Origin of the sequence: Bradyrhizobium sp. CCBAU 51627, assembly GCF_028128765.1 — a bacterium.
GTDB lineage: Bacteria > Pseudomonadota > Alphaproteobacteria > Rhizobiales > Xanthobacteraceae > Bradyrhizobium.
This window is the reverse complement of sequence record NZ_LBJG01000080.1, coordinates 1-11,704: the sequence shown is the minus strand read 5'-3', so window position 1 is coordinate 11,704 and position 11,704 is coordinate 1. Positions and strand designations below refer to the sequence as shown.

Annotated in this window: 11 protein-coding genes; 5 read left to right on the top strand and 6 right to left on the bottom strand. The window is 65.7% G+C overall.

The window, feature by feature from the left end:
- Window positions 1–77 precede the first annotated feature (77 nt).
- Both XH88_RS28070 and XH88_RS28065 read right to left on the bottom strand, forming a co-directional pair.
- Complete coding sequence (locus tag XH88_RS28070; protein WP_271671467.1) at window positions 78–2,399, bottom strand: xanthine dehydrogenase family protein molybdopterin-binding subunit; 2,322 nt, start codon at window positions 2,397–2,399, stop codon at window positions 78–80.
- A 116-nt stretch (window positions 2,400–2,515) separates the two neighbouring features.
- Window positions 2,516–3,394, bottom strand: a complete 879-nt coding sequence (locus XH88_RS28065) for a dihydrodipicolinate synthase family protein (RefSeq protein WP_271671466.1) — start codon at window positions 3,392–3,394, stop codon at window positions 2,516–2,518.
- 111 nt (window positions 3,395–3,505) lie between these two features.
- Between XH88_RS28065 and XH88_RS28060 the strand changes: the two genes are divergently transcribed.
- The 5 genes from XH88_RS28060 to XH88_RS28040 all read left to right on the top strand — a co-directional run bounded on the left by XH88_RS28060 (window position 3,506) and on the right by XH88_RS28040 (window position 6,413).
- Window positions 3,506–4,327, top strand: a complete 822-nt coding sequence (locus XH88_RS28060; RefSeq protein WP_271671465.1) for a transporter — start codon at window positions 3,506–3,508, stop codon at window positions 4,325–4,327.
- 81 nt (window positions 4,328–4,408) lie between these two features.
- Complete coding sequence (locus XH88_RS28055; protein WP_271671464.1) at window positions 4,409–4,732, top strand: YbjQ family protein; 324 nt, start codon at window positions 4,409–4,411, stop codon at window positions 4,730–4,732.
- 1 nt (window position 4,733) lies between these two features.
- On the top strand, window positions 4,734–5,006 hold the full coding sequence (locus XH88_RS28050) for a hypothetical protein (protein ID WP_271671463.1): 273 nt from the start codon (window positions 4,734–4,736) through the stop codon (window positions 5,004–5,006).
- A 172-nt stretch (window positions 5,007–5,178) separates the two neighbouring features.
- Complete coding sequence (locus tag XH88_RS28045; RefSeq protein ID WP_271671462.1) at window positions 5,179–6,045, top strand: S1C family serine protease; 867 nt, start codon at window positions 5,179–5,181, stop codon at window positions 6,043–6,045.
- The gene (locus XH88_RS28040; protein ID WP_271671461.1) at window positions 6,042–6,413 is read left to right on the top strand and encodes a response regulator transcription factor; all 372 of its coding nucleotides are present in this window, start codon (window positions 6,042–6,044) and stop codon (window positions 6,411–6,413) included. Before XH88_RS28045 ends, XH88_RS28040 begins: the two co-directional genes overlap by 4 nt.
- Here XH88_RS28040 and XH88_RS28035 read toward each other — a convergent pair.
- From XH88_RS28035 to XH88_RS28020, 4 genes are all read right to left on the bottom strand, one after another.
- Window positions 6,408–7,478, bottom strand: a complete 1,071-nt coding sequence (locus XH88_RS28035) for a sensor histidine kinase (protein WP_271671460.1) — start codon at window positions 7,476–7,478, stop codon at window positions 6,408–6,410. The genes XH88_RS28040 and XH88_RS28035 overlap by 6 nt on opposite strands.
- Window positions 7,465–8,157, bottom strand: a complete 693-nt coding sequence (locus XH88_RS28030; RefSeq protein ID WP_209967714.1) for a response regulator transcription factor — start codon at window positions 8,155–8,157, stop codon at window positions 7,465–7,467. The genes XH88_RS28035 and XH88_RS28030 overlap by 14 nt, the downstream gene beginning before the upstream one ends.
- A gap of 97 nt (window positions 8,158–8,254) precedes the next feature.
- Window positions 8,255–8,818 (bottom strand): hypothetical protein, encoded by a 564-nt coding sequence (locus XH88_RS28025; protein ID WP_271671459.1) that lies wholly within the window; start codon window positions 8,816–8,818, stop codon window positions 8,255–8,257.
- 262 nt (window positions 8,819–9,080) lie between these two features.
- Window positions 9,081–11,420, bottom strand: coding sequence for a Tex family protein (locus tag XH88_RS28020; protein ID WP_271671458.1), 2,340 nt, complete (start codon window positions 11,418–11,420; stop codon window positions 9,081–9,083).
- Window positions 11,421–11,704: the final 284 nt, after the last annotated feature.

Here is an 11,704-nt window from a genome sequence, read left to right as displayed (position 1 = left end):
TGCGCTCGCAATGACGTCATGGTAACAGGGCGGGCCCGGATTTCGCTGCGCTCCATCCAGGCTACGCGCCGTCGCTCTTAGCTCGCCTTCGCGTCCCTGATCGCCTTCCAGATCTTCTGCGGCGTCAGCGGCGTGTTCAGCTGGGTGATGCCGAGGTCGGCGAGCGCGTCCATCACGCCATTGGTAACGCAAGGAGGGCCGCCGATGGCGCCGGATTCGCCGCAGCCCTTGGCGCCGAGTGGATTGGTGCGGCAGGGCGCGGAGTCGTCCAGCGTCACCACGATCGGCGGCACGTCGTCGGCCCGCGGGATGCAATAGTCCTGGTAGCTCGCGGTGAGGAGTTGGCCGTCGGCATCATAGGACACGCCCTCATACAGCGCCTGACCGATGCCTTGTGCAACGCCGCCATGGATCTGGCCGGTGACCAGCATCGGGTTCACGGCGACACCGACGTCGTCGACCGTGGTGTAGCGGACGACCTTCGACACGCCGGTCTCCGGATCGATCTCGACCTCGCAGATATGCGTGCCGTTCGGCCAGCTCGGTCCATCGACCTCGCCCTCGGAATCGACACTGAGCTTGGCGCCGCTCTCACTCTCGGCGAGGTCGAACAGGCTGATGCGACGATCGGTACCGACCACGGTGAGCATGCCGCCCTGATATTCGATGTCCTCGACCGAGGTCTCCAGCACGTTCGCCGCCTTCTCACGCGCCTTCTGGATCAGGTCGTTGGAGGAGACCGCGACCGCCGTGCCGCCGACGAACAGCGAGCGCGAGCCGACGCTGCCAAAACCCATCGCCAGATCCGTGTCGCCCTGCACGACGTCGATCTTGTCCATGGGGATGCCAAGCGTGTCCGATATCATCTGGGTGTAGGTGGTCTGCAGCCCCTGCCCCATTGCCTGAGTGCCGGAATGCAGCACGACGCGGCCCTGCGAGGTCGCTTGCAGCGTAACCTTTTCAGTATGCGCGCGACCGCCGGTCCATTCGATGTAGGAGGTGAGGCCGCGGCCGTAGAGCAGGCCCTTCTTCTTCGCCGCCTTCTTGCGTGCGGCAAAGCCGTCCCAGTCGGCGAGCTTTACGGCGCGGTCGAGCATGTGCGCGAAGGCGCCGGAATCGTACACCTGACCGGCCGCATTGGTATAAGGCAGTTGCGCCGGCTTGATGTAGTTCACCTTGCGGATCGCACGCGGATCCATGCCGATCTTTCGCGCGGCGGCGTCGAACAGGCGCTCGACGATGAAGACGGCCTCAGGCCGGCCCGCGCCGCGATAGGCACCGACCGGCGCGGTGTGGGTCATCACCGACTTCACCTCGAAATGCACCAGCGGCAGATCGTAAACGCCGGTCTGCACGAACGGCCCGAGCACCAGCGGAATGATGTTGGCCGCGCCCGAGGAATACGCGCCAGTGCATCCGATCGAGCTAACGCGATAGGCCAACACTTTGCCCTTCTCGTCGAGCGCGAAGGAGGCGATCGAGGTGAGATCGCGGCCGTGGGTGCCACCGACGAACTCGTCGGTGCGGTCGCCGCGCCAGCGGATCTTCTTGTTCAGCTTGGTCGCGGCATAAGCAACGATGCCATCCTCGGGATAGAGGTTGGTCTTCTGGCCGAAGCCACCGCCGATATCCCCGACCAGCACGCGCACGCTGTCCTTGGGGCGCTTGAGCACGGCTTCCGCGAGCACATCGCGGGTCGAGGCCGGGGTCTGCGACTGCACATGCAGCAGGAGGCGGCTGGTCTTCTTGTCGATCTCGGCGATGGTCGAGCGCGGCTCCATCGCGGAAGGAACAAGGCGCTGGCTGACGAGATCGAGCTCAACCGTGTGCGCGGCCTTGGCGAAGGCTTCGTCTACCTTGGCGGCATCGCCATAGCTCATCGCGCCGACAATGTTGTCGGGCGCCTCCGGCCACACCACGGGCGCACCGGGCTTCACGGCCTCGACGGGATCGACCACGGCGGGTTGCACGTCATATTCGACGATGATCGCCTCGGCGGCGCTCTGCGCGTCGGCGCGCGACGAGGCGACGACGGCCGCCACTGCTTCACCGGCATAGCGCACCACCTCATGGGCGAGCAGCCGCCGCGGCGGCACCGTCATCGGCTTGCCGTCCGGGCGCTTGAAGATGCTCAGCGTCGGGATCGCACCGATGTCGTCCTTGACGAGGTCCGCGCCGGTATAGATCGCGGTGACGCCCGGCATCGATGCGGCTGCGCTGGTGTCGATCGAGACGATCTTCGCGTGCGCATGCGGCGAGCGCAGCACGTGCAACCACAGCGCGCCGTCCTCCGGCTTGTCGTCGATGAACTGTCCCTTCCCGGTGAGCAGCCGCTGGTCTTCCAAACGCTTGACGGGCTGGCCCGCTCCGAAACGCAGATTGCCGGGAAGAATGTTCATTCCGTGGGGTCCTCAAAGGCTTGAATGCGGGCTGCCTTTTAGCGGACCAATCGAGCTCAGACCAGCCGCGGTTTCGGGCGGGATACCTACGATTTCGTCATGTCCGCGCTTGTCGACTACAGAGAGACGTCCCGCAGCGCCGCTTCCACGACCTTGCGCGCATCCGCCGTCAGCGGCGCCTGCGGCGGGACGGGATCGCCGACGTCATAGCCCTGGATCGCAAGGCCGGCCTTGATGCAGGCGGCGAGGTTGAAGCGGGCGAAGGCTTCGTTGATCCGCCACAGCCTGCGCTGGAGCGCCATGGCCTCGTCCCAGCGGCCGGCCTGGCAGAGGTCGTAGAGCGCAACGCTCTGGTGCGGGATGATGCAGGCCGGTCCTGCCATCCAGCCGAGCCCGCCGATCAGCATCACTGCGGCCGGGATATGGGCGGAGGCGGAGAACACGCGCAAGGAATCGCCGCAGCGGTTCATGATCGAGAGCAGCCGGCCTGTGTTGGTCGAGGCGTCCTTGATGTAACCGATGCGCGGATGCTCGGCGAGGCGTGCGATCACATCCAGCGTGAGATCCGAGCGCTGGAATTGCGGGTTGGTGTAGATCACGACCGGAATGTCCACGGCATCCGCGATGCTGCGGAAATAGGATTCAACCTGGACATCCGTGAGCGGAAAGTAGGCCTCGAGGATCGCCAGAATGCCGTTGGCACCGAACCTCTCGTAGGCCTGCGCCTGTGCCACCGCGTCTGCCGTCGAGCTGGATGCAACTCCCGCCACCACAGGCACGCGGCCCTTTGCAGCCTCGATCGTGGTCTGCACCACCGCCATCCGCTGCGCAGCATTGAGATAGGCGAATTCGCCGGTCGAGCCGAGCGGCGTCAGCCCGTGCACGCCAGCGCCGATCAGATCGTCACAGAGCTTTGCGAGCACGTTCGTCCGCACTGTACCGTCGGCATCGACAGGCGAGACGAGATAGGGAAAGACGCCGCGAAAATCCGTCATGTCGGGAATAAAGTCCGGGAAGCTGGGTCTTGTCTGGCAGGCGCGCGAACCGGTGCGTGCTAACATGGGGTCGTATTGCCGGCAAGCAAGCTGCCTTCGAAGAGCGTATTCGTGGTTTGGGGAATTGTCCTGCGGCATTGGCGGCTTTCCAGGGGGTGCGTCGGCCTCCTGGCCGCGATCTGTCCCGGCATGGCCGAGGCTGGTGAGTGCCCCTCACCGCGATCGGAGATCGCGACCGACCGCCCCGACGTGACCAATTCCAGCCTGGTCGTGCCTGACGGCAGCATCCAGATCGAGAACGGCGTCAACACGTCGGGTCAGAGCGCGGCGAAGAGCTTTGACGGCAGCAACAGCCGCCTCCGTTTTGGTGTCGCACCCTGCCTCGAAGTGCTGGTCGACGTGCCGAGCTACATCGGTCGGTTGGCCGGCCCCGTCGACACCGGTTTCACCAATATCACCCCCGCCGTGAAATGGCAGATCAGCGGGCTGCCGGAGTCGGCCAACCTCTCGGTGGTGTCGGGGGTCGGTCTGCCGACTGGGACACCCGCGATATCAGGCTCAGGCCATCAACCCTATCTGCAAGTACCCTGGTCCTACGAGCTCGGCAGCGGCTGGGGCATCAGCGGCATGTTTACCAGCTTTTTCCGGCCGTCGGATCTCGCCAACCGTCAGACCAGCGAGACAACCTTCGTGATCGAGCGGAAGGTCAACGAGAAGGTGGCGCTGTTCGCTGAATATGTCGGCGACTTCCCCTCGCGCGGCGCCAGCACGGCACTGTTCAATGTTGGCGGCGGCTATCTCTTGAACCGGACCGAACAGATCGATTTCCACCTGGCGTTCGGCCTTAACAGGAATTCGCCGGATTATATCGTCGGCGTCGGTTATTCCTACCGCTGGGACAATGTCCTCGGCGCGGTGGCTGCGCGGCATTGACGACGTTCTGGGGGACAACGGCATTGAACCGTTCCATCCGGGCGCGGACTAATGTGGCGTGCAACCAGGCAGGGAAGCCCCATGTTGATCGTCACCACCGAGAGCGTCGCCAACCACCGCGTGGTCCGGACACTCGGCCAGTGTTTTGGCATCGTCGTCCGCAGCCGTGGATTGGGCGGCAATATCGTCGCCGGCCTGCGCTCGATCGTGGGCGGCGAGATTCCGGAATATACGAGGCTGTTGGAAGACGCGCGCCGCCACGCCATCGACCGCCTGGTCGAGAATGCCACCGCGATGGGCGCCAATGCGATCGTGATGATGCGGTTCGATTCCGCCGAGATCGGCCAGACCATGAGCGAGATCGTCGCCTACGGAACGGCCGTCGTGGTCGAGCCTGCGCACTAGCATGTCGCTGCCGATCGGTATCGCTGCGCTCCTGATCGCGATCGTGCTGCTCGCCGTCGGCCATTTCTTTCCGTTCGGCGTGCCGCTGACATTCGTCGGGATCGGCCTGATCGCGAGCCTGATCCATGACACCCGCTACAAGCCGGCTTCGAAGCAGCCGATCGGCCCCGGCTGGGTCGACACCGGCGAACGCTTCATCGATCCTGAGACGAACAAGCGCGTCGCGGTGTTCATGCGGCCCGAAACCGGCGAGCGGGCCTATCGCGAGCTTTAAGCTGCCACTGGCAATTTGAGCAGCCGCAACGCTTCAGGGGATTGCTACACGTTCCCGTGAGTGGCTCCCAATCACATGTTCGTCGGCCGCGCCTTGCGGATGACTGGCCACCCGGCCAGTTTCCCAATCGACCGTAACATCCCAGATTGGAGGCAGCTTACAGGAGCCTTCCATGACCGACCTCACCCCTCTCACCTCGCTGTCGTCCGCGCTCGCGGACGTCGTGGCGCGGACCGCGCCCTCCGTCGTTTCCGTGCACTCGCATCGCTCCCGCTCGACCGGCTTCGTCTGGAAGTCCGGCCTGATCGCCACCGCCGACGAGGCGCTGGCCGACGAGGGCGACGTCCAGATCGTGCTTGCCGACGGCAGCACGATTGCCGCGACCATCGCCGGCCGCGATCACACCACCGATATCGCGTTGCTGCGCGCTGATACCGCCGTCGCCCCGGTCAGGTTGGCCGCGACGGTCCCTGCCCTCGGCGCGTTGTCGGTCGTGGTGTCCGCCAATCGCGATACCCCGAGCGCTGCGCTCGGGATGGTGTCGGCCTCCGGCAAGGGCTGGCGCTCCCTGCGCGGCGGCGAGATCGATGCGCGCATCGAGCTCGACGTTCGCCTGCGTCCGAGCCAGGAGGGCGGGCTTGCCCTCGATGCCTCGGGCGAGGCCTTCGGCATGGCCGTGCTCGGGCCGCGGCGGGTGCTGGTGATCCCGACGGCAACGATCGAGCGCGTCGCGTCGCAGCTCGAGACTCGCGGCCGCATCGCCCGCGGCTATCTAGGGCTCGGACTGCAGCCGCTGCGGCTCGATGACGGGCTCGGCGCGATGGTGATGAACGTCGACAAGGCCGGCCCAGCGGCCACAGCCGGTATCCGGCAGGGCGACGTGATCGTGGCGGTCAACGACCAGAAGCTCTCCGGCGTGCGCGCATTGTCGCGAACGCTGGGACCCGCAAGCATCGGCACGGTGGTCGATGTCGCGGTCCGCCGCGGCGGTGAGCCGGCGAGCTTCAAGGTCACTGTCGGCGAGAGGCCGGAGGCGTGAGCGAGGACACCACGCCTGACATCGTGCTGTCGCTCGAGATCGAGGATCCCGCGCTGGCCGACCGTCTTGCGACGCTGCTTGGCGGTGTCGCAGGGCTTCGCCTTGCTGCGCCCGGCGAGACCGCGAGTGCGACGATCGTCGCCCGCGATCCGCGCGTGATGCCCGAGGACATTGACCTGACGCAGCGCGAGCTCGATGTGCTGGCATTGATGGCGGAAGGCGCTTCCAACAAGATGATCGCGCGCCGGCTCAACATCTCCGTGCACACGGTGAAATTCCATGTCGGCTCGCTGCTCGACAAGCTGGATGCGACCGGCCGGACCGATGCGGTGGCGCATGCGGCGCGCCGCGGCGTGATCGAGCTATAGCACATTTGGGAAGCTGAGCTGGACCGTCAGGCCCGGCGCGTTGTCATGCAGCGCGATCTCGGCGCCGTGCAGCCGCGACACCGCCGCGACCAGGCTCAAGCCTAGACCGTTGCCGGGCGTATAACGGCTCTGCTCGAGCCGGTAGAAGCGCTTGAACACGTGGTCGTGCTGGTCGGCGACAATGCCCGGACCGTCGTCGGCAATCGCGATCATCGCACCATTGCCGGCATTGCGGCAGGTCACGGTGACCTTTCCGCCGGCGCGGCCATGCTTGATCGCGTTGTCGACGAGATTGGCGATGGCATCGAACAACAAGTCGCGGTCGCCCGTCACGGCGACCTCGCGATCCCCATTGAGGCTCAGGCGCGTTGCGACCTGCTCGGCCGCAGCGTCGTAGAGCTCGACGACCTCGCCGGCGATCTCGGCGAGGTTGAGCGCGCGAAAGGCGCTGCGGCGGGCACGGGTCTCAATCTCCGAGATCCGCGTGATCGAGGCGAACATGCCGAGCACGGCGTCGAGATCGGCGATGGTATCGCCGATCAGCGCGGCATCGGCTTCGCCGTCACGCGGGGCGTGATAAGCCTTTTCCAGCCGCCCGCGCATTCGTGTCAGCGGCGTGCGCAGATCGTGGGCGACATTGTCGCTGACCTGCTTGACCTCGCCCATCAGCGTCTCGATGCGATCGAGCATCTGGTTGAGGTTTTCGGCGACGCGGTCCCATTCGTCATGGCTGCCGCGCAGGGGAATGCGCCGGTCGAGGCCCGACAGCATGATGGCGCGGCTGGTGGCATTGATCTCCTCGATCCGTCCGACCGTGCGCCGCGTCACCAGCACGGCGGCGAGGCCGGCGAGCACCACCAGCAGCACTGCAACTGCGATCATCGCCAGCTCGAGCATCGCCGTGAAGCCGCCGTGGTCGCCGACGTCCCCGACGCGGCTCCGTACATAAGCGAGCGTACCGAAATAGACGTAGGCCAGGATCGCCGCGACGATCAGGCCGAAGATCGCGATGGCGATCAGCGCCAGGCGGAAGGTCGAGGAACGAAGCGTGTCAGCCAGGAGCACGGAGGCAATATCCGATGCCGCGGATGGTATGGATCAACGGATAGGCCTGGGCATCGTCGACCTTGCGGCGGACGCGTCCGACATAGACGTCGATGATGTTGGTGGAGGGATCGAAATGCAGGTCCCAGACATGCTGAAGCAGCATCGCGCGGGAGACGACGCGCCCCTCGTTGCGGACGAGATATTCGAGCAGCTGGAACTCGCGCGGCAGCAGCGGGATCTTGCGGCCGCGGCGGCTGGCATTGCGCGCGATCAGGTCGACGGCGAGATCGCCGACTCGCAAAATCGTTTCCTTGGCGATGGTCTCGCTGCGGCGGCCGAGCGCCTCGAGGCGCGCGAGCAGCTCGACGAAGGAAAAAGGCTTCACGAGGTAATCGTCGCCGCCGGCGCGCAAGCCGCGTACGCGATCGTCGACCTCGCCGAGCGCGGAGATGATCAGGAACGGCGCGGCGATACCATCGTCGCGCAATTGGCGCATCACGGTAATGCCGTCGATATCGGGCAGCATGCGATCGATGGTGATCACGGCATAGTCGCGGGCCACGCCATGGCTGAGCGCTTCGCGTCCCGTGGCGGCGAGATCGACGTCGTAGCCCGACGTCGTCAGTTCCTCGACGAGCTGGCCTGCGGTCTCCGGATCGTCCTCGACGACGAGGATACGGCGATGGCCTCCGGTCATGACAAACTCCGCGCGACGATCACCACCAGACTATCCCGTTCCGGGGCTGAGCGGAACCATCTGGTGGCGATCGCGACAATGGTGCGGTCCGGCGATGCTAGTACCAATCGTACCCGCACACATTGACCCATTGCCATCCATAGGGCGTCCAGCTCCGTCGCCAGCAACCGTCGTCGTAGTAATTGGCGTAGTAGAAGGGCGCGCCAAAGAAGGCGAACCGATGGAAGCGGTGATGGCGGAAGAAGAAGGCATGACGGCCGATGAAGGGCCGGCCGTGCCAGCCCGTGCCGGCAAATCGCGGCCCGAAAGCCGCGCGGGTTGCGAGCGGTGCACCGGCAAAGCGCGGCCCGATGGCTGCATGCGCGGCCATCGGCGAACCGGCGAAACGCGCGCCGCCGAAGGCAGGTCCACCGAAGCCCGGTCCGCCGACATGGGCGAAATGCGCACCGCCCATGCCACCGACATGCATGCCGCCACCGAAGCCGCCAGCGTGCATGCCGCCCATGCCTCCACCGAAATGGCCACCACCCCCGAAGCCACCGCCGCCGAAGCCGCCGTGACCGCCACCACCGCCGCCACCTCTGGCGAGAACCGGTGAAGCGAGTGCCATCGCCGCGGCGATCGCCACCGCAGTGAGGCCTTTAAGAAGCCTGTTGTCCATCGAAGCATCCTCCGTGCCGCGCGGCGATATGCTGCCGCGCGAGGGGGATCAGAGAGGAAGCAGCAGGCGGCTTCAACTTACAAGCGCGCCAGATTCTGTCGCGAAAGTTAGGGAGGCCGTCACACACCCTTCCCCCGTCATTGCGAGGAGCCCTCGCGACGAAGCAATCCAGGACTGTTTCCGCGGAGGGATACTGGATTGCTTCGCTACGCTCGCAACGACGATGTGGTTAGAGCCCACCCTATGTCAGGCCGTTCACTTCTCACGCCCGCTTGCCGTTGTTCTTCTCCGCGGCCCTGCGCATCGCCTCGGCGAGCGCACCGCCGCCACCGCTGGAGGACTCCTGCTTGCGCGGGGCCGACGAGGTCATGCGGGCCGGACTGCGTGAATTGTTGTCGCGCTGCATGCCGGGTGCGTCCTTCTTGGCGCCGACCTCGTCGTCGAGGCGCAAGGTCAGCGAGATGCGCTTGCGGGCGACCTCGAAGTCCAGCACCTTGACCTTGACGATGTCACCGGGCTTCACCACCTCGCGCGGATCCTTGATGAAAGTTTTGGACATCGCCGAAATATGCACCAGGCCGTCCTGGTGCACACCGATGTCGACGAAAGCGCCGAAGGCGGCGACATTGGTTACGGTGCCCTCGAGGATCATGCCCTTCTTGAGATCCTTGATCTCCTCGACGCCCTCCTTGAACACCGCAGCCTTGAACGCCGGACGCGGATCGCGGCCGGGCTTTTCCAATTCCTTCAAAATGTCGGTGACGGTCGGCAGACCGAAGGTCTCGTCGACGAAATCCTTCGGCTTCAGCGTGCGCACGATCTCGCTTGAGCCGATCAGCGCCTTGATATCGCTCTTGGTCGCCGCGAGGATGCGACGCACCACGGGATAGGCTTCCGGATGCACGCCGGAGGCATCGAGCGGATCCTCGCCGCCGAGGATGCGCAGGAAGCCGGCGCATTGCTCGAACGCCTTCGGGCCCAACCGCGGCACCTCCTTCAGCGCCTTGCGCGACTTGAACGGGCCGTTGGCGTCGCGATGCGCCACGATGCTCTGCGCAAGGCCCGAGCCGACGCCCGACACGCGTGCCAGCAGCGGCGCCGAGGCCGTGTTGACGTCGACGCCGACCGCGTTCACGCAGTCCTCGACCACGGCGTCGAGCGATTTGGCGAGCTTGGCCTGGCCGAGATCGTGCTGATATTGACCGACGCCGATCGCCTTGGGCTCGATCTTGACGAGCTCGGCGAGCGGATCCTGCAGGCGGCGGGCGATCGAGACCGCGCCGCGCAGGGTGACGTCGAGGCCCGGCAATTCCTCGGAGGCGAAGGCCGAAGCGGAATAAACCGACGCGCCGGCTTCCGACACGACGATCTTGGACATCTTCAGCTCGGGGAGGCCCTTCACCAGCTCGGTCGCGAGCTTGTCGGTCTCGCGCGAGGCGGTGCCGTTGCCGATCGCGATCAGCTCGACGCGATGCTTGATCGCGAGCCGGCCGAGCGTCGCCAGCGACTCGTTCCACTGCCGCTGCGGCTCGTGCGGATAGATCGCCGTGGTGTCGACCACCTTGCCGGTGGCATCGACGACGGCGACCTTGACGCCGGTGCGGTAACCGGGATCGAGGCCCATGGTGACGCGGGTGCCGGCGGGCGCCGCCAGCAGGAGGTCGCGCAGGTTCGAGGCGAACACACGCACCGCTTCGGTCTCGGCCGCATTCCACAGCCGCATGCGCAGATCGATGTTGAGATGCACCTGGATCTTGGTGCGCCAGGCCCAGCGCACGGTGTCGATCAGCCAGCGGTCGCCGGGCCGCTTGAGGTCGGCGATGCCGAACCGCTTCATGATCTTCAATTCATAGGCGCCCGGCACGCCCGCGGGCGGCGCTTCCTCGGCCTGGATCTGGAGATCGAGAATCTCTTCCTTCTCCCCGCGGAACATCGCGAGGATGCGGTGCGACGGCAGCTTGGTCAGCGGCTCCGAAAAATCGAAATAGTCGGCGAATTTCTCGCCCTCTGTCTTCTTGCCCTCGCGCACCTTGGAGGCCATGCGCGCATTGGTCCACATGTCCTCGCGCAAGGCTCCGATCAGGTCGGCGTCCTCATCGAAGCGTTCGACCAGGATGGCGCGAGCGCCGTCGAGCGCGGCCGTCGCATCCGCAACGCCCTTCTCGGCGTTGATGAAGCCTTCGGCGACGACCTTCGGATCGTTGGCGGGCTCCGCGATGAGCTGGTTGGCGAGCGGCTCGAGGCCGGCCTCCTTGGCCACTTCCGCCTTGGTGCGGCGCTTCGGCTTGAACGGCAGATAGATGTCTTCCAGGCGCGCCTTGCTGTCGGCGGCGAGAATGGAGGCTTCCAGCGCGGCATCGAGCTTGCCCTGCTCTCGCACTGATTCGAGAATCGCCTTGCGGCGGTCTTCCAGCTCGCGCAGGTAAACCAGGCGTTCCTCCAGGGTGCGCAATTGCGCGTCATCGAGCGCACCGGTCGCTTCCTTGCGGTAGCGGGCGATGAAGGGAACCGTGGCGCCGCCGTCGAGCAGCGTCACCGCCGCCTCGACCTGCTCCGCCCGTACCCCAAGCTCCTGCGCAATTTTCTGGTTGATATTCGCCACGCGAGATTTCCTCTGTATTCCCAAGCACGCGACGCAGACCGAAATCCGGCCGCGGGACGCCGCTTATGGACCAACCGAGGTTGATTCATCAAGGTACTGCGACAGACCGTCGACAGGGGATTTTTTTGCCTGCCCGATGCGATCTTGCCACAATCGTGGGGATGTCGCGGGGCATTCGCGCTCTCGTGTCCCGATCGTGTCCCCTTGCATGGTGTAGCTGGCGGCGGGTCACCGCGTTCACCGGCCAGGGCCGGGCAGGTCAGCTGGCGATAGCCGGAAGGCTG

Coding starts and splice junctions, on each gene's coding strand:
- XH88_RS28030 (WP_209967714.1), bottom strand. CDS start 8,157: ATGACCGGAGGCCATCGCCGTATCCTCGTCGTCGAGGACGATCCGGAG.
- XH88_RS28065 (WP_271671466.1), bottom strand. CDS start 3,394: ATGACGGATTTTCGCGGCGTCTTTCCCTATCTCGTCTCGCCTGTCGAT.
- XH88_RS28055 (WP_271671464.1), top strand. CDS start 4,409: ATGTTGATCGTCACCACCGAGAGCGTCGCCAACCACCGCGTGGTCCGG.
- XH88_RS28045 (WP_271671462.1), top strand. CDS start 5,179: ATGACCGACCTCACCCCTCTCACCTCGCTGTCGTCCGCGCTCGCGGAC.
- XH88_RS28025 (WP_271671459.1), bottom strand. CDS start 8,818: ATGGACAACAGGCTTCTTAAAGGCCTCACTGCGGTGGCGATCGCCGCG.
- XH88_RS28050 (WP_271671463.1), top strand. CDS start 4,734: ATGTCGCTGCCGATCGGTATCGCTGCGCTCCTGATCGCGATCGTGCTG.
- XH88_RS28070 (WP_271671467.1), bottom strand. CDS start 2,399: ATGAACATTCTTCCCGGCAATCTGCGTTTCGGAGCGGGCCAGCCCGTC.